The organism is Streptomyces sp. NPDC085931 (assembly GCF_044540565.1).
Classification (GTDB): domain Bacteria; phylum Actinomycetota; class Actinomycetes; order Streptomycetales; family Streptomycetaceae; genus Streptomyces.
Window position 1 is genome coordinate 38,139 of sequence record NZ_JBITSK010000008.1, and the last position, 18,947, is coordinate 57,085.

Here is an 18,947-nt window from a genome sequence, read left to right on the forward strand (position 1 = left end):
TCAACTCGACGTGACGCGGCGGACGTTGGGACAGGGAAGTGGGTCACAGGACGCCGCCCGCATGGGTCGACAAATCCGGAAATCCGCGAATGAAGCGGGTGTCCGGAAACCGCCGTTACCCGAGGTATCGGCGAAGCTCGCCCGCCTCGCCGGCGAACACGACGGCGCCGCGCCGCAGTTCGTAGACGAGCGCCGGCCGGTCCCGCAGGGCGGGCGGCAGCCGCTGCTCGGCGATCACCACACACGCCCGGAGCCCGGCCAGCACCTCGTACGTGCGGGCCGCCACCGCGGGCGCCATGCCCTGGGCCGGCTCGTCGACCAGCACCACGCGCGCGCGTGCCAGCAGCGCCCGGGACAGGGCGAGCATGCGCTGCTCCCCGCCGGAGAGCGTGCCGGCGCGGCGGTCCAGCAGGGGACGCAACTGGGGGTAGGCCTCCAGGGCCGCGTCATGGCCGGGGGCGACCAGGTCGAGGTTCTCGCGGACGGTGAGCGAGCCGAACACCGCCTGCCGCTCGGGCACCAGGCACATCCCCCGCCGGGCCCGCTCGTACGCCGGTACGCGGGTCACGTCGGTCCCGTCCCACACCATCGCGCCGCCCGACAGGGGAACCGCGCCGGCCAGGGCGCGCAGGGCGGTGGTGCGGCCCGAGCCGTTGCGGCCCAGCAGCAGGGTCAGACCCGGCCCCGGGGCGGCGAGCGTGACACCATGCAGGGCCTCCACGGGGCCGTAGCGCACGCGCGCGTGGCGCAGGGAGACGGTGGTCATCGGCCGGCCCGCGTCCCCGGGGCGTCCAGCACACGCCCGGGCGGGCCCGAGGCGACGATCCGGCCGGCCGCCATCACATGGACGACGTCGGCCAGGCCCGCGACCAGATCCAGGTCGTGCTCGACCACCAGAAGGGCCGTGCCGTCGGCGGCCAGCGCCCGCAGCACCCGGGCCAGGGCGTTCACCTCGGCGGTGTCCAGACCGGCGGCGGGCTCGTCGAGCAGCAGCACGCGGGGGGCGCCCGCGAGGATCCGGGCGAGTTCGACGCGGCGCAGCGTCCCGGTGGGCAGCCCGGCGGCGGGCCGTGCCCGTACCGGCCCGTCCAGCCCGAGCAGCCTGAGGGTCCGCTCGACGGCGCCCGGGTCGGCCACCCGGCCCTGCTCGGCCCCCACCCGGACGTTCTCGGCCACCGTCAGCGAGGGGAAGACGGCCAGTTGCTGGAAGCTCCGCGCGACTCCGAGGCGGGTGCGGGCGTGGGCGGGCAGCGCGGTGATGTCCCGCCCGGCGAGCAGCACCGCCCCGCGCGCGGGCCGCAGTGTCCCGGCCAGACAGTGGAACAGGGTGCTCTTCCCGGCCCCGTTGGGTCCGACGACCGCGGTGACCCGCCCGGGGAACACCTCCAGGTCGACTCCGTCGAGAGCGGTGAACCCGCCGTAACGGGCGTACAGACGGCGGGTGGTGAGGAGAGGGGAGGCGGGGGAGGGCGGCCGGGTGGCGCGCGCGGGCGGGGTTCCGGGCGTTGCGCCGGCCGCTCCGGCCGCTCCCGTCGCCCCCCTCCCTTCCGACACCCGCGTCGCCCCGGCCGGCACCGGTGCCCGTCGGGACCGTCCGGGTTTCGCCGGTCGGGGACGCAGCAGGTCGCGGGCCGCGGTGCCCGTCGGTGTGAGGGTCGCGGCGCGGCGCGGGCGCAGCCGGTCCGCCGTGGTGCGCAGGGCCTGGTGGGGGCCGCCCGGGAAGCGGCCCACGAGGACCGCCAGGACGCCGATCAGGGCCGCCGCGACTCCACCGCGGGTCCCCGCGTCCAGACCGACCAGCAGGGCCGCCGCGGCGAGGGCGCCGAGCGTGCTGTCGGCGCCCAGCACCACCACCGCCGCGAACCACAGCAGGCCCCGCACCGGGTCGTACGCCGCGGCGTCGAAGGCGCGCAGGCCCATGCCGAGCATGCCGCCGCCCAGCGCGGCCAGCGCGGCCCCCGCCACGAACGCCAGCAGCTTCAGCGACGGCACCCGCACGCCCGCCGCCTGCGCGCCCGCCTCGTGGTCCCGCATCGCCGCGAGGGCCCGGCCCGTACGGCCCCGGCGCAGCGCGTGCACCGCCGTCAGCGCGGCCGCCAGCAGGAGCAGTTCGAGGACGTAGTAGGCGCGGTCCCCGGCGAAGCCCGCCGGACGGCCCAGCGACAAGCCCGCCGTCGCGTACGGCTGCGCGAAGACGAACCGGCTCACCCCCACGCCGACCGCGAACGTCGCCAGCGCCGGCGCCAGCCCCCGGCGGCCGAGCGCCGGCCAGCCGGTGAGCAGGCCCAGCGGCGCCACCAGGACGACCGCCACCGCGAGCGCCGCCAGCTCCGGCAGGCGCGGCAGCCCCGGGAAACGGCCGGCCGCCAGCAGGGCGGTGAACAGGGCCCCCAGCCCCGCGTACGCCGCCTGCCCCAGCGAGATCTGCCCGCCGCGCCCGGTCACCACCACCAGGGACAGCAGGATCACGGCCAGCGCCGGCACCTGCACCGACGTGTGCAGATCGCGGCCGGCCAGGCCCAGCGGCAGCAGGAACAGCACGCCCGCCACGATCCACGCGCCGGGCGGCGGCGTCGGCACCCGCGCGCCCGCCGGGCGCGGCAGCGCGTCCCGCGCACCGACACCCGGCACCACCAGCGCCGCGACCAGCAGCGCCACGACGAACAGGTTCGTGCCCGCCGCCTGGACCAGCGGCCCGGCCCAGCCCGTCGGGTGCAGCCGCGTCAGCTGGCTCTGCGCCACGCCGATGCCCAGCGCCACCACCACCGCGACCGGCAGGCTCCGCATCCGCGCGGCCACCGCGACCGCCACGACCTCCATCACGAGCAGCGGCAGCCCGTACGGATCGAGCCGCACGTACGGCGCGAGCAGCACGCCCGTCAGCCCCGCCGTGAAGGAGCCGAACGCCCAGCCCGCCGCCGCGACCCGGTCCGCGTCGATGCCGCCGAGCAGCGCCAGCCCCCGGTCGTCGACCACCGCCCGCAGCCGGCGTCCGAACCGCGTCCGGCGCACCACCACGGCGATGCCGGCCGCCAGCACCAGCACCACCGCCAGCTGCCCCCACGGCTCGTCCGGCACCAGCTCCGGCGCGTCGTCCCGGGCGCCCTGCCCCCACAGCAGCGCCGCCCCGCCCACCAGCAGCACGAACACCCCGATGGACGCCACCAGCGTCTGCGCCGGGTCCGACCCCAGGACGGACAGGGGCCGGAACACGAACCGCTCCAGCACCACCCCCAGCCCCGGCGCCAGCACCAGCAGCGTCACCGCGGCCCCGAGCCACAGCGGCCAGCCCCACTCCACCACGCACTGGCGCAGCGCGTAGGCGCACACCATCGCGATCGCGCCGTGCGCGAAGTTGAGCACCCCGGTCGCGCGGTACGTCACGATCAGGCCGATCCCGGTCAGCGCCGCGGCGCTGCCGACCGAGAGACCGGCCAGCGTGAGGTCGTACGTCAGCGAGGACATCAGTCGGTCTCGTCGGCCGGCTCGCAGATCGGGCAGGGGCCCAGTTCACCGCTCGCGAGCAGCTTGGAGTCCACCGGCACCGCCTCGGCCTTCCCCGCGACCAGCGGGCAGTCCGCGCGGTGCCACAGCGTGCCGCCCGGCACCATCCGCAGCTCGCCGCTGACCGCGAGCGGCGCGACCGCGGCCCGGCCGGCCGACTCCGGCTCCTCGTCCGGCCCGGCCGCCACCAGCAGGCCGTACAGCTCCTCCACGCGCGCGGCGGCGCTCGCACCCCGGCCGTGGCCCAGCAGCACCGCCCCGGCGACGATCAGCGCGGCGCCGGGGACCGTGCAGGAGGCGAGGTAGGGCAACTGCCGCTCGGCATAGCGCTCGCCGGAGATCCCGTACCAGCCGACGACGCACAGCACGGCGCCGGCGGCCAGCGCGGCCCAGCCGGCCCACAGGACGGGATGCACGCTCCGCAGTCGGCTTGTCCGCATCACTGGCTCCCACACGTCGGTCCCGGCTGTGCACGTGTCTGGCTGCCTGTTCAAGTCCGCCGATCGCTTGCACTATGCCCTGTGGAAGCTGACCCTGAAAGCACCGGGCGCGCAGGGCCCGGACCGACACCCGGTGGTGAGCCAGATGGTTCTCGGCAGCGACCTCAAGCGGGGGAACGCGACGGGCGGTCCACGCACCGCGGGACGGGGCACGGCGATCGCGGCCGCCCTGCTCCTGGCCCTCGCCCCGGCCCTGGCGGCCTGCAGCGACGACGACGGCGGCGGCAGCGGGTCCACGCCCCCCACACCCACGGTGGAGCGGACCACGAGCGCCCCGGCCACGGCGCCGGCGGACCGGGCCGCGGCGGAGGCGGAGATCAGGCGGAACTGGCAGAAGTTCTTCGACCCGAAGACCTCGACCGAGGACAAGCAGGCCGTCCTGGAGAACGGCGACCGGATGGGCCCCGTGCTGCGGGCCTTCGGCGGCGACGAGCGCGGCGGGCAGGTCCGGGCGCAGGTCGGCAAGGTCGAGTTCACCTCGGCGACCGAGGCGACCGTGACGTACACGCTCACCCTGCAGGGTGCCACCGCCCTGCCGGACGCCTCCGGCACGGCCGTCGAACAGCAGGGCACCTGGAAGGTGTCCGTCAAGACCCTGTGCTCGCTGGTCCGGATGAGCGGCGATGGGTCGCCCGTCCCGGGCTGCTGAGGCGATCGCCGCGGTGCTGCTGCTCGTCCTGGGCACGGCGTGCGGCAGCCGGCTCCCGGAGAGCGACTTCACGCGCGAGAACCGTACGTCCGCCCCGCCCCGCGACACCGCGCCCCTGAAGGTCGGCATCATCACCAGCGCCACCAGCCCGGTCGGCGGCAGCGCCTTCACCGGCCCGCGCGACGGGGCCGAGGCCTTCTTCGACCGGCTCAACGCGCGCGGCGGCATCGGCGGACGCCGGGTCGAGGTGCGCCCGTGCGACGACGGCGGCAGCGGCATCGGCAACAACGAGTGCGTCGACAGGCTCGTCAAGCAGGAGAAGGTCGTCGCCCTGGTCGCCACCACCGCCCTCGACTACGCGGGCGCCTCCCGCGTCTCCCGCGCGCGGGTGCCCGACATCGGCGGCCAGCCCCTCGGCCCCGCCTACGACACCCACCCCCACCTGTACGGCATCTACGGCAGCCTCGCGCCCCGCGACGGCACCACCGGCTGGAACGGGAAGCTGTACGGCGGCACCGAGGTCTACCGCTACTTCAAGCGCGAGCACGGCGCCCGGACCGCCGCCGTCGTCTCCTACAACCAGGCCGCCTCGGCCGCCTACGCCCGGCTCGTCGAACGCGGCCTGCGCGCCGAGGGCTACCGGGTCGTCACCGAGCAGGTCGACTTCGCCCTGCCCAACTTCCGGGCCGTCGCGGCCGATCTGAAGGAACAGGGCGCCGACCTGGTCTTCGACGCCATCGACGGGCACGGCAACGCCCGCCTGTGCCGGGCCATGGACGAGGTCGGCGCCCACGTCACCGCCAAGGTCACCAACGTGCAGAACTGGACGTCCACCGTCCGCGAGGCCTACGCGGACGCCCCGCGCTGCCGCAACGCGCTCTGGGCGACCGGCGCCAGCCGCAACTTCCAGGACACCGGCCACCCGGCCGTACGGGAGTTCCGCGAGGCGACGAAGGACCTGAAGACGCACGGGCAGTGGCAGCTCGAGGGGTGGGCGGCCGCGCGCTGGTTCACCGACGCCGCGCGGTCCTGCGCGCGCAGCGGCATCACGCGCGCGTGCGTCGACGCCTGGATGGACCGCAGCCGGGGCTACACCGCCGGCGGACTGCTCCTCCCGGTCGACTTCGCCCGCCTGCCCGAACCGCCCAGGACCAGAGACACCTGCCTGTCCGTGGCCCGCTGGCGGGACGGCAGGGGCTGGGTCGCCCAGGGCGACATGAACCGCACCTGCTTCACCGTCCCGCAACTGGCCTACACCCCGTGAGCGCGGAGGCTCGGCGACAGGGGGCCGAGGCTCGAGGACAGCGGCTGTCCGCAACGGCTGGCAGACTCGCCCCATGTTGGAGACCTCGGCACGCCTGCTGCGTCTGCTGTCCCTGCTCCAGGCCCACCGCGAGTGGTCCGGCGCCGACCTGGCCGACCGGCTCGGCGTCAGCGCCCGCACCCTGCGCCGGGACGTGGACCGGCTGCGCGAACTCGGCTACCCGGTCAACGCCAGCCCCGGCACCGGCGGCGGCTACCAACTCGGCGCCGGCGCCCAGTTGCCGCCGCTGCTCCTCGACGACGACGAGGCGGTCGCCGTCGCGGTCGGGCTGCGCACCGCCGCCGGACAGGGCATCGAGGGCATCGGCGAGACCTCGGTCCGGGCCCTGGCCAAGCTGGAGCAGGTGCTGCCGAGCCGGCTGCGCCACCGGGTGAGCGCCCTGAACGCCGTCACCGTGCCGATGCTGCGCGGCTCGCTGCCCTCCTCCGTCGACCCGGCCGTCCTCACCGAACTGGCGCACCTGTGCCGGGACGCCGAACGGCTCCGCTTCGCCTACGAGGGCCACGACGGCACCCCGTCGCGCCGCAGCGTCGAACCGCACCGGCTGGTGTGCACCGAGCGCCGCTGGTACCTGGTCGCCTGGGACCTCGACCGCGAGGACTGGCGCACCTTCCGCGTCGACCGCATCACCCCCAAGCCCCCGCACGGCCCGCGCTTCGTCCCCCGCGACCCGCCCGCCGAGGACCTGGCCGCCTACGTCTCCCAGGGCGTCTCCACGCGCGCGTACGCCACCCACGGTGTCGTACGGCTGCTGGCGCCCCTGGAGGAGGCCGCCGCGCACATCTCGCCCTCCGCCGGAGTGCTGGAGGCCGAGGGCCCGGACACCTGCCTGCTGCGCTGCGGGGCCGGCAGCCTCGACGTGATGGTCATCCACGTCGTCATGCTGGGCTTCGAGTTCGAGGTGCTGGAGCCGGCCGGACTGGTCGACGCGGTCAGGAGGACTCGCGACCGGCTTGATGGCGCTCTGGCTCGGGCTGCGCAGTCACCGCCGCGTACTGCGGATGGTGCAGGTCGAACGCCGGCGACTCCGAGCGGATCCGGGGCAGCGTCGTGAAGTTGTGCCGCGGCGGCGGGCAGGAGGTCGCCCACTCCAGGGAACGGCCGAAGCCCCAGGGGTCGTCCACCTCGACCCGCTCGCCGTACCGGGCGGTCCTCCACACGTTGTAGAGGAACGGCAGCGTCGACATGCCGAGCAGGAACGCGCCGATCGTCGACACGGTGTTGAGCGCGGTGAAGCCGTCGGCCGCGAGGTAGTCGGCGTAGCGGCGCGGCATGCCCTCGGCGCCCAGCCAGTGCTGCACCAGGAACGTGGTGTGGAAGCCGACGAACAGCGTCCAGAAGTGGATCTTGCCGAGCCGCTCGTCGAGCATCTTCCCGGTGAACTTGGGCCACCAGAAGTAGAACCCGGCGAAGATCGCGAAGACGACCGTGCCGAAGACCACGTAGTGGAAGTGCGCCACCACGAAGTACGTGTCCGTCACATGGAAGTCCAGCGGCGGCGACGCCAGGATCACCCCGGTCAGCCCGCCGAACAGGAACGTCACCAGGAAGCCCGTCGCCCACAGCATCGGCGTCTCGAACGACAGCGAGCCCTTCAGCATGGTGCCGGTCCAGTTGAAGATCTTCACACCCGTCGGCACCGCGATCAGGAAGCTCATGAAGGAGAAGAACGGCAGCAGCACCGCGCCGGTGGCGAACATGTGGTGCGCCCACACGATCATCGACAGACCGGTGATCGCCATCGTCGCCCCGACCAGGGTCAGATAACCGAACAGCGGCTTGCGGCTGAAGACCGGGATGATCTCCGTGATGATGCCGAAGAACGGCAGCGCGATGATGTACACCTCGGGGTGGCCGAAGAACCAGAACAGGTGCTGCCACAGGATCGCCCCGCCGTTGGCCGCGTCGAACACCTGCGAGCCGAACCGCCGGTCCGCCTCCAGCACCAGTAGCGCCGCCGCCAGCACCGGGAACGCCATCAGGATCAGGATCGACGTGAACAGCGTGTTCCAGGTGAAGATCGGCATCCGGAACATCGTCATGCCCGGGGCGCGCATCCCGATGATCGTGGTGATGAAGTTGACCGCGCCGAGGATCGTGCCGAAGCCCGACAGGGCCAGCCCCATGATCCACAGATCGGCGCCGATGCCCGGCGAGCGTTCCGCGCTGCTGAGCGGTGCGTACGCCGTCCAGCCGAAGTCGGCCGGACCCGAGGGCACCAGCAGCGAGCCGAGCACCATGAGCCCGCCGAACAGGAACAGCCAGTACGAGAACATGTTCAGCCGGGGGAAGGCCACGTCGGGCGCGCCGATCTGCAACGGCATCAGCTCGTTCGCGAAGCCCGCGAAGGTGGGGGTGGCGAACAGCAGCAGCATGATCGTGCCGTGCATGGTGAACGCCTGGTTGAACTGCTCGTTGTCGATGATCTGCAGGCCGGGTCGGGCCAGTTCGGCCCGCATCAGCAGCGCCATCGCCCCGGCGACCAGGAAGAACCCGAACGCCGTGGCCAGGTAGAGGTGCCCGATCTTCTTGTGGTCCGTCGTCGTCAGCCAGTCGACCGCCACCCGGCCGTGCCGCGTCCGCTGCTCGGGCGGCACCGTCGCCCGTACGGTCTGCGTCCCCATCGCTCGCTCGCCCCTTCGCTCCTCGCGTGCCGGGCCCGCCGCGGTCCGCCCGGCGTGTCCGCGGGCCCACGCCATGATGCTCGCGTCACCGCGCGCCCGGACAGGGGGCGTACCGGCCTCTTCCGTGCCGGAGGCCCGGATTTCCCCGGGCGGTGCCGGTGCTGCCCGGCCGGTCCGGCGGCGGAATGGAAGCAGGCCCCGGGAGTACTTCTCCCGGCCCTTTCCGCCACTCTTTTCCAGCAGCTCACGGAACGCGCGGGAATTGCGTTCGCATGCCTGCGGAAGGCCTACGGAACCGCTCGTCCGTGTGACCGGCACGCCCCGAAACGCCTGTCGTGATCTTGTGACAGAAGCGTGACCGGGAGCGGACAGTGACCGCCGGTGCGGGCCCGGGCTTCCGTGCCCGGCGGGCAGGACATAGCGTGGCGGCATGGCACCGACACCTTCCGCGGAACCCGACGACAGCCCGGACGCCTATGTCGGCCTGGAGGCCGGCCGGGCCGAACGCCTCGCGCGCGAGCGCGGCTGGCCCACGGTGCGTTCCCTGCCGCCGGGGGCGATCATCACCATGGAGTACCGGGTGGGACGGCTGAACTTCGAGGTCGACGGCGGCCGGGTCGCCCGGGCCTGGAAGGGCTGAGACCCGGCGAAGGCCCCGGTTCCGTGCGGAACCGGGGCCTTCGCGCTGCCTGCCGGGGTGCGCACCGGGCCGTGGTCAGCCGCCCGTCAGGGGGCGGGCCGAGGACGCGGAGCCGCGCGGGTGCCGCTCCGGGTGGGGCGGACGGCGGCTGCCGGCCGGGGTGGTCGGCGTGCGCTCGGAACGGGCCGTGTGCGGGCCCGGCGCCAGGTAGACGGGGGTTCGGGAGGAGCGGGCCGGCACGTCGTCCCGGTCGACGGGCAGCGGCGTGAGCACCACGGGCGGTACGCCGACCGGGGCGGCCACGGTGCCGCGGCGGTCCTGCAGGCGATGGCGCAGATCGAGGATCCGGGCCTCCGCGCGGGCGATCAGCGGCTCGAACCAGGGCAGGGCCAGCAGGATCAGCAGACCGGCGGCCCAGCCGAGGAGCACATCGCTCAGCCAGTGCGTACCGAGGTAGACGGTGGCCATGCCGACGCCGAGCGAGGTCACGGCGGACACGGCGGACAGCCAGCGGCGCGCTCTCGGGGTGGAGGCCATGTAAGCCAGGATTCCCCAGGTCACCACGGCGTTGGCGGTGTGACCGCTCGGAAATATATCGCCGCCGCGCCACATCTCGTTCGAGCCGATCACGGTGGCGTAGTGCGGGCCCAGACGGCCCATGCCGTACTTCGCCGCGCCGACCGTGACGTTCAGCAGCAGCAGCGAGACGCCGAGGGCGAGCAGCGGGCGCAGGGTGTGCTGCCGCCAGGAGCGCCAGCCCAGCCAGGCCGCGACCATCACGGCGGTCGGGCCGCGCTGGCCGAGCACGACGTAGTAGTCGACGAACCAGTGGATCTCCGACCACTGCTGGTACGGCCGGAAGAACATCACCTGCCAGTCGAGCCGGACCAGCCAGGACGTGATCACCACGGCCCACACGATGGCGCCGTAGAAGGCGAGCGTCGCCGCGAGGAGCACGATGCGGTGTCTGCTCATCTTCGGCACATCGATGTGGGCCGGTCGTTCCGGCTCACGGTCCAGCCGGGCGAACACCCGGTCCAGACGGGTGAGCTTCGGTTCGGTACGCACCCAATCGACGTTACAGCGAGTGAGCTCGGATCCCGGTCGAATCAACGGCTTTGTGATGACGATGTGATGTGGGATTCCTCTCAGGAGCAGGTTTATTTCCAGCGAATCCACAATCGCCGGGCGCTGCGGCCTTCAATTCCTTTGATCATTCCGGACCGGGTTTTATTGCGCTTTTGAATTCGTTCACCGGGGGATGGGCCGGAATTCTCCCGTCGCTCACAGCCGGTCAGGGCGGACCGGAGCCGTTCAGCCAGAACGCCCCGTACCCCGCGCCGATCACGGCGGCGACCCCCAGAACCCACGCCGACCTGCGCGTACGCTGCCTCGCCAGGGCCAGGGCGAGTGGCAGCAGGAGGGGGAAGGCGGGCATCAGCAGCCGCGGTTTCGAGCCGAAGTAGCTCGACGCGCACAGGGCCAGCGCGGTGACGACCCCGCTGTACACGAGGAGGGGAAGCGGCTGGCGCTGACGCACGCCGACCGCGTACAGCCAGACGACTGACGCGACCGCGAGGATCAGCGCCGCGCCGGCGAGCGCCGAGGGGAACGAGCTGAACTTCGCGGCGACGAACCGGGCGAAGGCGTAACCGCCGTCGAAGCCGTTGCGCCAGCCCGCCTGCACGTCGAGATAGCCGAGCGGGCCGTCGCCGGTGCGGTGGCCGACCCAGAGCACGTAGCCGGCGGTGCCGAGGGGGGCGAGGGCCATGCCGAGAACGCGCCGGGCCCGGAGGTGCGCCGGGCCCGGCGCACTGCCCGCCTCGCACACGTGACCCTGCCCGGCAGCGGTCTCGCGGCGCTCCGTCAGGAGGGAGGCGATCGCCGCCGCCCACACCGCCGCGACCACCGCCGTCCCCACCGGCCGGGTCAGGCCGGCCGCCAGGGCCAGCGTGCCCGCCGTCACCCAGCGGCCGGTCAGCACCGCGTGGAGCGTCCACGCCGCGAGCGCGGTGAACAGCGACTCGCTGTACGCCATCGACTGCACGATCCCGACCGGCAGCACGGCCCACAGCAGCACCGCGCACACCCCGGCGCGGCGGCCGTACACGTGGTCGGCCACCGCGAAGATCCCCCAGGCCGCGGCGAGCGAGGCCAGCAGGCTGACGAGGAACCCCCCGTCGGCGTACGACAGCGGCGACACCGCCGCCACCAGCCGCTCCAGCCAGGGCAGCAGCGGGAAGAACGCCAGGTTCGAGTGGACGTCGCCGTTGGCCAGGCGCACCTCGTAGCCGTAGCCCAGTTCGGCGACCCGGACGTACCAGAGGGCGTCCCAGCGGGCCGTCAGCAGGGTGTACGCGCTCTTGTCCCGCGCCGCGCTCCACAGGAACAGGGCGAGCAGGCCCAGGGCGCGGACGGCCGCGTACCCGAGGAGCGCCGGAGCCGCCCGGCGCAGCGCCCCGGCGCGGGCCGGAGCCGCGCGCGTCACGAGATCGGTCACGGGCCCGATTATCGACCGCGGCGGGAACCGGCCGGTCGGGCGGGGCGTGCTGGTCGGAGAGGACAGTGGCGTACGCCACATCCCCGCGCGGGATGTGTGAGAGGTCCGCCACTAGGCACCGGCGCGGACTCGCGTACGCTGACGTGTCACTCGCTGTTCCGTTTGCGCGGGCCGGAGACCACCGCTCCTCTCCGGCCGAGTCGCGGGGGCGTTCCCCACCCCGTGAGCCCGCCGATCGCGAGGAACATCTTGGAGGTACGTACATGTCCGGGACGACCACGGCCGCCGCTGCGCTGCGCCGTCGGGCGGCCGGGGCCGGTGCCAACCGCTGGGTGGTTCTGGTCGTCCTCTGCGTCAGCCTGCTGCTGGTCGCCGTGGACGCCACGGTGCTGCACGTGGCGGTCCCCGCCGTCAGCGAGGACCTCAGGCCCGGCGGGATCGAACTGCTCTGGATCGTCGATGTCTACCCGCTGGTCTGCGCCTCGCTGCTGATCCTCTTCGGCACGCTCGGCGACCGCGTCGGCCGCAGACGGATCCTGCTCCTCGGCTACGCGCTGTTCGGCGTCGCCTCGGGCCTGGCGGCCCTGGCCGACACCGCCCAGGTGCTGATCGTGGCGCGGGCGCTGCTCGGCGTCGGCGGCGCGATGATCATGCCCGCGACGCTGTCGATCCTGCGGCAGGTCTTCCCCGACCGGCGCGAGCGGGCGCTCGCGATCGGCGTCTGGAGCGCCGTGGCCGCGGTGGGCGCGGCGGTCGGGCCGCTGCTCGGCGGCTTCCTGCTGGAGCACTTCTGGTGGGGCTCGGTCTTCCTCGTCAACATTCCGTTGATGCTGGTCAGCCTCCCGGTGGGCCGGCTGCTGCTGCCCGAGTCCAAGGGCGAGCGCGACGGGCCCTGGGACGTGGTCGGCGCGCTGATGGCGGCGGCCGGCCTGTTCGGCGTGGTCCTGGGCGTGAAGCGGCTCGGCGGCGGGGAGCCGGCGGCGGGCCTGGCGACCGTGCTGCCGCTGGTGGTGGGCGCGGCGCTGCTGATCGCGTTCGTGCGACGGCAGCGGCGGCGGACGCACCCGCTGGTCGACCTCACGATGTTCGCGCGGCCGGCCTTCAGCACGTCCGTCGGGTGCATCGTGCTGGCGATGCTCGCGCTGGTGGGACTGGAGCTGATCGCGGCGCAGTACCTGCAGTTGGTGCTCGGGCTGTCGCCGCTGGAGACGGGGCTGCGGCTGCTGCCGCTGACGTTCGCGGCGATGGCGGCCGGGCTGGCCGGGGCGCGGATGCTGCGGCGGTTCGGGCCGCGACGGATGGTGTGCGCCGGGTTCTGCCTGACGGCGTTCGCGGTGGTGCTGCTCACGGCGCTGGGGCGGACCGACGACTGCGCGCTGATGCTGGGCGGGTTCGTACTGCTGGGCTTCGGTCTGGAGACGACGCTGTTCGGGGCCTACGAGTCGATGCTGAGCGAGGCGCCGCCGGAGCAGGCCGGCGGGGCGGCCGCGATCGGGGAGACGTCGTACCAGCTCGGGGCGGGGATCGGGATCGCCCTGCTGGGCACGGTGATGAACGCGGCGTACGCCCCGGGGCTGTCGGGTGTGCCGGGCGTTCCGGACGCGGCGTCGTCGGCGGCGGGACATTCGCTGGGGGAGGCGTACGAGGTTGCCGCGCAGTTGGGCGGGGCGGCCGGGATCGCCCTGCGGCATGCCGCGCGGGACGCGTTCGTGCACGGGCTGCATGTGACGTTGCTGGTGAGTGCGGGGTTGCTGCTGCTGGGGGCGGCGATGGCGCTGCGGTTGCCGCGGGTCATGCAGTGTGAGGCGGGGCCGGTGGAGGTGCCCGCGCAGAGGGACGCGGCGGAGTCCCGCGTCTCGGTATGACACCCCTTCATCCCGCCGCGCGCCGCCCCGCCGGTACGGGTGGTGCGGGGGCGGGCCAAGGCCGTAGCGTCTTGGCTAGCAGTGCTAGTTGAAGAGTCTCGGAGGGATGTCGATCATGTCCGGTTCGTCCAAGCTGCCTCCCTTCGATCCCGCCGACCCCCTCGGGCTGGACGACCTGCTGGAGCCGGAGGACCTCGGCATCAGGGACACCGTGCGGTCCTGGGCCGCCGACCGGGTGCTGCCGCACGTCGCCGCGTGGTACGAAGCGGGCGAACTGCCGGACATCAGGGAGCTGGCCAGGGAGCTCGGGAGCATCGGCGCCCTCGGCATGTCCCTGGAGGGCTACGGCTGCGCCGGGGCGAGCGCCGTGCAGTACGGCCTGGCCTGCCTGGAACTGGAGGCCGCCGACTCCGGCATCCGCTCCCTCGTCTCCGTGCAGGGCTCCCTCGCCATGTACGCCATCCACCGCTTCGGCAGCGAGGAGCAGAAGCAGCGGTGGCTGCCCCGCATGGCGGCCGGCGAGGTCATCGGCTGCTTCGGGCTCACCGAGCCCGACCACGGCTCCGACCCCGCCTCCATGCGCACGTACGCCAAGCGCGACGGCACGGACTGGATCCTCAACGGCCGCAAGATGTGGATCACCAACGGCTCGGTCGCCGGCGTCGCCGTCGTGTGGGCGCAGACCGAGGAGGGGATCCGCGGCTTCGCCGTGCCCGCCGACAGCGACGGCTTCTCCGCGCCGGAGATCAAGCACAAGTGGTCCCTGCGCGCCTCCGTCACCAGCGAGCTGGTCCTGGACGACGTACGGCTGCCCGCCGACGCCGTCCTGCCGGACGTCACCGGCCTGCGCGGACCGCTCAGCTGCCTGTCCCACGCCCGGTACGGGATCGTCTGGGGCGCCATGGGCGCGGCCCGCAGCTGCTTCGAGGCGGCGGTCGACTACGCGAAGTCACGGGAGCAGTTCGGGCGGCCCATCGGCGGCTTCCAGCTCACCCAGGCCAAACTCGCCGACATGGCGGTGGAACTGCACAAGGGGATTCTGCTCGCCCACCATCTGGGGCGGCGGATGGACGCCGGCCGCCTGCGTCCCGAGCAGGTCAGCTTCGGCAAGCTCAACAACGTGCGGGAGGCGATCGAGATCTGCCGCACGGCCCGCACGATCCTCGGGGCCAACGGGATCTCCCTGGAATACCCCGTCATGCGGCACGCCACGAACCTGGAGTCGGTGCTCACCTACGAGGGCACCGTCGAGATGCACCAGCTCGTGCTGGGCAAGGCGCTCACCGGACTCGACGCCTTCCGGTAGACCCGGTCCGGTACACCCTGCGCGGAGGCAGGGCCGGTGAGCGGCCCTGCCCTAGCTCTGGTTGAAGAAGCCGTCCGCGCGGTGCGCGGCCGGGTCGCCGTTCACGATCTCCGTGTGGGCGGGGGTCAGCAGGAACACGCGGGTCGACACTCTCTCGATCGAACCGCGCAGACCGAAGATGAGTCCGGCCGCGAAGTCGACCACGCGCTTGGCGTCGGCGGCCTCCATGGCCGTGAGGTTCATGATGACGGGCACGCCCTCGCGGAACAGCTCGCCGATCGCCCGGGCGTCCCGGAAGCTGTCCGGGGTCACCGTGCCGATGCGGCGGCCCTTCTCCTCGGCGACGTCCGAGGCCACCCTGACCCGCGGATCGGTGACCCAGGCCTCCCCGGTCTCGGGCCCGTCGGAGTAGTCGTCGTCGTAGTAACGCTCGTCTTCGTTGTCGTCGACGAGGCCAAGCCAGGCACTTGCCTTGCGTACCGATCCCATGGACGCCTCCTCTCACAGCGGTCTTTCTGCTTTCCGCATCCCTATGGTCGTCCATGATGCGGATGGCGCGCCAAGTGGATAGACGCCGCGCGGGGGGTTTGTGACGGTACTGGTGCACAGCGAATCCGTCGAGAGTCCGTATGTCCCAAGGGTCGTTTCCCAAACGGCTGCTGACTGTGAGTGAAATATGATTCTTCTCGGCGTCCGGGTGACGGCCGGGGCGTACGGGTGAATGCGCGGGCCGATACGATGCCGCAGCTCAGCGTCGCAACGAAGCTCGGGGGAGCGCCGTGTTCGGAATCGTCAGGCCCTGCAGACACCATCTCGGGGAGAAGCTCACCAGTCAGTGGATGGCGCATTTGTGCGGACTCTGTCTCGCACTGCGCGGAGATCACGGACAGTTCGCGCGCATCGTGACGAACTATGACGGTCTCCTCATATCGGTTTTGACGGAGGCTCAGACCGGGCTGCCCGGTGCGGGGCGGCGCACGGCCGGACCGTGCCCGCTGCGCGGGATGCGCACCGCCTCCGTCGCGCACGGCGAGGGCGCGCGGCTCGCCGCGGCCGTCTCACTGGTGCTGGCCTCCGCCAAGGTGCGCGACCACGTCGTCGACGGTGACGGGCTGCTGGCCCGCGCGCCGGTCGCACGCGCCGCGCGCCGGGTCGCCGCCGGCTGGGACCGCGCCGGGGCGCGCACCGGCTCCGCCGTCGGCTTCGACACGGCCGTCCTGGTCGACGCCGTGGACCGGCAGAGCGGCATCGAGGCGCTGGCCGGGCCCGGGACGCCGCTGCTGACGGTCACCGAACCGACCGAGACCGCGACCGCCGCCGCCTTCGCGCACACGGCCGTCCTCGCCGGCCGGCCGCACAACGCGGGGCCGCTCGCCGAGGCCGGGCGGCTCTTCGGGCGCCTCGCCCATCTCCTGGACGCCGTGGAGGACCTGCACGCCGACGCCGCGTCCGGCGCCTGGAACCCGATCGCCGCCACGGGTACGCCCCTGACGGAGGTCCGGCGGCTCGCCGAGGACGCGGTACAGGGGGTGCGACTCGCGCTGCGCGACGCCGAGTTCGCCGACGCGAAGCTCGTGCACCTGCTGCTCGTGCACGAACTGCGGCGTTCGGTGGACCGGGCGTTCGGCACGGTGCCGGTGTGCGCCTCGCACCAGGGCGGCGGACCGTACGGGCAGCAGCCGCCGCAGGGACCGTACGGGCAGCAGGGGGCGTACGGGCAGCAGGGGGCGTACGGCTCTCCGCAGCACCCCTATGCGGGCGGGGGAGGGAACCCGTTCGGCGGGGGCGGTCCCGGCGGGGGCGGCTTCGGCGGGGGCGGATTCAGCGGGGGCGCGCCGGTGCCCCAGCCGCCGCGGCGCGGGTTCTGGGCCGGCTGCGGGATGTTCTGGCTGCTGTGCTGCACCTGCCGGCTGTGCTGCGCCAAGGAGTACGAGGGGCCGTGGTCCCGGAAGAAGCGCGAGGGCTGCTGCCGGGACTGCGACTGCGACGGCTGCGACTGCTGCTGCCCCTGCGACGGCTGACCCGGCCTCCTGTGGCAGGGCCGCCCGTATGACGAGGGGCCGCTCGCCCTCGTCATAGACCCACTGGCTCCCGGACGATCCGGACGGTCGACTTCCGGACATCCCGGCGGTCTGGCGGGCCGACGGGGACGCGGTCGTGCTGAACGCCGCCGAAACGGACGTCCTCACGGTGGACGAACGGCCGTTCGCCGGCGAGGTGCGGCTCACGGCCGACCCGGGACCGACCGGCCGGGCGCGGGTGGCGTACGGCGATCCCGGCTGGTTGTGCTGATGCGCGAGGGGGCGTGGGGGGTGCGGGACTACGACCCGGAGCCCTCTGCGCGCCGGGTGTTCCGCGGCCTGCGGGCCACGCCGTACGTCCCGCGCTGGGGGGTGCCGGGGCGTTTCCCGCCCTGCGGTGGCGGCGCTCGTACCGTTCGGGTGCCGAACGCCGACGGGCGCGAGCGGGGCCTCGGGCTCGGCGGGGAGCTGACCTTCGCGCGGGACGGCCGGGAGAAGGGCGTTCAGGTGACGGTCGAGCAGGACGGTTCGCTGCGGGCGTGTTCGCCGACGCGACCAGCGGCAACGGCAGTCACCGCTTCCGGTTCCCGCGGCCCGGCGCACCGGACGCCGGGGGGCGCACGACAGTCGAGTTCAACCGGGCGCTGCTGCCGCCCTGCGCCTCGGAACGCACACGTGCGTGACAGGTGGGTTCCGAGGGACTGAACGCAAAGATCGTTCAAAGGTTGACGGCCGAAAGGCACCCTTGCGCCGACCGTCCGTTCGGCCGAATACTCCCCCTCAGCGCTTGTCAGGGACACGGTGTGTTCGGAATCCGGACAGCCGTTCCCGGACTGCGCCTCACGGGCCCGCAACCCCACGAGGGCCCCCGACTTCCTTTGTGGAGGAACGAAAAGTGAGGATCAAGCGCACCACCCCCCGTAGCGGCATCTCGAGACGGACCCGGCTGATCGCCGTCTCCACCGGCCTCGTCGCCGCTGCAGCGATCGCGATCCCCAGCGCGAACGCGGCCGACACCCCCAGCACCTTCAGCGCTGCCGAACTCAAGAGCGCCAGCAGCTCCCTGCTGAAGGCCGACATCCCGGGCACCGCCTGGGCCGTCGACAGCAAGACCAACCGCGTGCTCGTCACGGTCGACAGCACGGTCAGCCAGGCCGAGATCGCGAAGATCAAGCAGCAGGCCGGCGGCAACGCCGACGCGCTGACGATCAAGCGCACGCCGGGCAAGTTCAACAAGCTGATCCAGGGCGGCGACGCCATCTACGCGAGCAGCTGGCGCTGCTCCCTCGGCTTCAACGTGCAGAACAGCAGCGGTCAGCAGTTCTTCCTGACCGCCGGCCACTGCACGGACGGCGCGGGCACCTGGTACTCCAACTCCGGCCGCACCACGGTCATCGGCTCGACGACCGGCTCCAGCTTCCCGGGCAACGACTACGGCATCGTCCGCTACAGCGGCTCCGTCAGCCGGCCCGGCACCGCCAACGGCGTGGACATCACGCGCGCGGCCACGCCGAGTGTGGGCACCACCGTCATCCGCGACGGTTCCACGACCGGTACGCACAGCGGCCGGGTCACCGCCCTCAACGCCACCGTCAACTACGGCGGCGGCGACGTCGTCTCCGGCCTGATCCAGACCACGGTCTGCGCCGAGCCCGGCGACTCCGGCGGCCCGCTCTACGGCAGCAACGGCACCGCGTACGGTCTGACCTCCGGCGGCAGCGGCAACTGCTCCTCCGGTGGCACGACGTTCTTCCAGCCGGTCACCGAGGCCCTGAGCGCCTACGGCGTCAGCGTCTACTAGGCCGGTCCGGCTCGCAGTTCGCAGCATCCTGGGCCCCCGTGCGCTTCGGCGCGCGGGGGCCTTTCTCGTGGTGCGGCAGGGGCGAAAATCAGCCAGGCGCAGACCGCACAGAGTGCGCACATATTACTCGCGCGTAATGTTTGCAGTGGGAACGGGAGTTGATTGGGTCCGATTTGACCATGGACGGTCAAAGTAAGGGGGCGTGCGAAGCGC

14 protein-coding genes and 2 pseudogenes are annotated in these 18,947 nt (G+C 73.1%); 9 read left to right on the forward strand and 7 right to left on the reverse strand.

From position 1 onward, the window contains the following. Nucleotides 1-115 precede the first annotated feature (115 nt). Genes ACIGAN_RS18280 through ACIGAN_RS18290 form a run of 3 tightly spaced genes read right to left on the reverse strand, consistent with a single transcriptional unit; the run spans nucleotide 116 to nucleotide 3,944 of the window. A complete protein-coding gene (locus ACIGAN_RS18280; RefSeq protein WP_399858663.1) occupies nucleotides 116-766 on the reverse strand; it encodes an ABC transporter ATP-binding protein in 651 nt (216 codons plus the stop codon). After that, a complete protein-coding gene (locus ACIGAN_RS18285; RefSeq protein WP_399858665.1) occupies nucleotides 763-3,465 on the reverse strand; it encodes an ABC transporter permease subunit in 2,703 nt (900 codons plus the stop codon). Before ACIGAN_RS18285 ends, ACIGAN_RS18280 begins: the two co-directional genes overlap by 4 nt. Further along, nucleotides 3,465-3,944: a hypothetical protein gene (locus ACIGAN_RS18290; RefSeq protein ID WP_399858667.1), complete on the reverse strand. Its 480-nt coding sequence runs from the start codon at nucleotides 3,942-3,944 to the stop codon at nucleotides 3,465-3,467. The genes ACIGAN_RS18285 and ACIGAN_RS18290 overlap by 1 nt, the downstream gene beginning before the upstream one ends. Before the next feature lie 145 nt (nucleotides 3,945-4,089). Between ACIGAN_RS18290 and ACIGAN_RS18295 the strand changes: the two genes are divergently transcribed. The 3 genes from ACIGAN_RS18295 to ACIGAN_RS18305 all read left to right on the forward strand — a co-directional run bounded on the left by ACIGAN_RS18295 (nucleotide 4,090) and on the right by ACIGAN_RS18305 (nucleotide 7,031). Continuing rightward, nucleotides 4,090-4,653, forward strand: a complete 564-nt coding sequence (locus ACIGAN_RS18295; RefSeq protein WP_365737194.1) for a hypothetical protein — start codon at nucleotides 4,090-4,092, stop codon at nucleotides 4,651-4,653. Further along, the gene (locus ACIGAN_RS18300) at nucleotides 4,628-5,917 is read left to right on the forward strand and encodes an ABC transporter substrate-binding protein (RefSeq protein WP_399858669.1); all 1,290 of its coding nucleotides are present in this window, start codon (nucleotides 4,628-4,630) and stop codon (nucleotides 5,915-5,917) included. Before ACIGAN_RS18295 ends, ACIGAN_RS18300 begins: the two co-directional genes overlap by 26 nt. 73 nt (nucleotides 5,918-5,990) lie before the next feature. Beyond that, a complete protein-coding gene (locus ACIGAN_RS18305) occupies nucleotides 5,991-7,031 on the forward strand; it encodes a helix-turn-helix transcriptional regulator (protein ID WP_399858672.1) in 1,041 nt (346 codons plus the stop codon). A gap of 43 nt (nucleotides 7,032-7,074) precedes the next feature. Here ACIGAN_RS18305 and ctaD read toward each other — a convergent pair. Further along, nucleotides 7,075-9,033, reverse strand: a pseudogene (gene ctaD / locus ACIGAN_RS18310) (cytochrome c oxidase subunit I); the annotation flags it as partial. Between ctaD and ACIGAN_RS18315 the strand changes: the two are divergent. Then, nucleotides 9,032-9,241, forward strand: coding sequence for an I78 family peptidase inhibitor (locus ACIGAN_RS18315; protein ID WP_365089664.1), 210 nt, complete (start codon nucleotides 9,032-9,034; stop codon nucleotides 9,239-9,241). The pseudogene ctaD and the gene ACIGAN_RS18315 overlap by 2 nt on opposite strands. Nucleotides 9,242-9,316: 75 nt before the next feature. Here ACIGAN_RS18315 and ACIGAN_RS18320 read toward each other — a convergent pair whose 3' ends face one another. Next, nucleotides 9,317-10,309 carry a phosphatase PAP2 family protein gene (locus tag ACIGAN_RS18320; protein ID WP_399858675.1) on the reverse strand — a complete coding sequence of 331 codons (993 nt, stop codon included), beginning with the start codon at nucleotides 10,307-10,309 and terminating at the stop codon, nucleotides 9,317-9,319. A gap of 226 nt (nucleotides 10,310-10,535) precedes the next feature. After that, nucleotides 10,536-11,741, reverse strand: coding sequence for a hypothetical protein (locus tag ACIGAN_RS18325; protein WP_399858678.1), 1,206 nt, complete (start codon nucleotides 11,739-11,741; stop codon nucleotides 10,536-10,538). Between the two features lie 263 nt (nucleotides 11,742-12,004). Between ACIGAN_RS18325 and ACIGAN_RS18330 the strand changes: the two genes are divergently transcribed. Together ACIGAN_RS18330 and ACIGAN_RS18335 are read left to right on the forward strand one after the other, a co-directional pair. Beyond that, nucleotides 12,005-13,606 carry an MFS transporter gene (locus ACIGAN_RS18330; protein ID WP_399858681.1) on the forward strand — a complete coding sequence of 534 codons (1,602 nt, stop codon included), beginning with the start codon at nucleotides 12,005-12,007 and terminating at the stop codon, nucleotides 13,604-13,606. Between the two features lie 115 nt (nucleotides 13,607-13,721). Continuing rightward, on the forward strand, nucleotides 13,722-14,912 hold the full coding sequence (locus tag ACIGAN_RS18335; protein ID WP_399858684.1) for an acyl-CoA dehydrogenase family protein: 1,191 nt from the start codon (nucleotides 13,722-13,724) through the stop codon (nucleotides 14,910-14,912). Between the two features lie 51 nt (nucleotides 14,913-14,963). On the opposite strand, the gene ACIGAN_RS18340 is transcribed toward ACIGAN_RS18335, so the two are convergent. Beyond that, a complete protein-coding gene (locus tag ACIGAN_RS18340; protein WP_365089655.1) occupies nucleotides 14,964-15,401 on the reverse strand; it encodes a cell division protein SepF in 438 nt (145 codons plus the stop codon). A gap of 290 nt (nucleotides 15,402-15,691) precedes the next feature. Between ACIGAN_RS18340 and ACIGAN_RS18345 the strand changes: the two genes are divergently transcribed. The 3 genes and pseudogenes from ACIGAN_RS18345 (at nucleotide 15,692) to ACIGAN_RS18355 (ending at nucleotide 18,734) form a co-directional block, all read left to right on the forward strand. Beyond that, the gene (locus ACIGAN_RS18345; RefSeq protein ID WP_399858687.1) at nucleotides 15,692-16,933 is read left to right on the forward strand and encodes a DUF5685 family protein; all 1,242 of its coding nucleotides are present in this window, start codon (nucleotides 15,692-15,694) and stop codon (nucleotides 16,931-16,933) included. A 58-nt stretch (nucleotides 16,934-16,991) separates the two neighbouring features. Then, nucleotides 16,992-17,595, forward strand: a pseudogene (locus tag ACIGAN_RS18350) (DUF1684 domain-containing protein); the annotation flags it as partial. A gap of 233 nt (nucleotides 17,596-17,828) precedes the next feature. Further along, nucleotides 17,829-18,734, forward strand: a complete 906-nt coding sequence (locus tag ACIGAN_RS18355) for a S1 family peptidase (RefSeq protein ID WP_365089650.1) — start codon at nucleotides 17,829-17,831, stop codon at nucleotides 18,732-18,734. Nucleotides 18,735-18,947 lie beyond the last annotated feature (213 nt).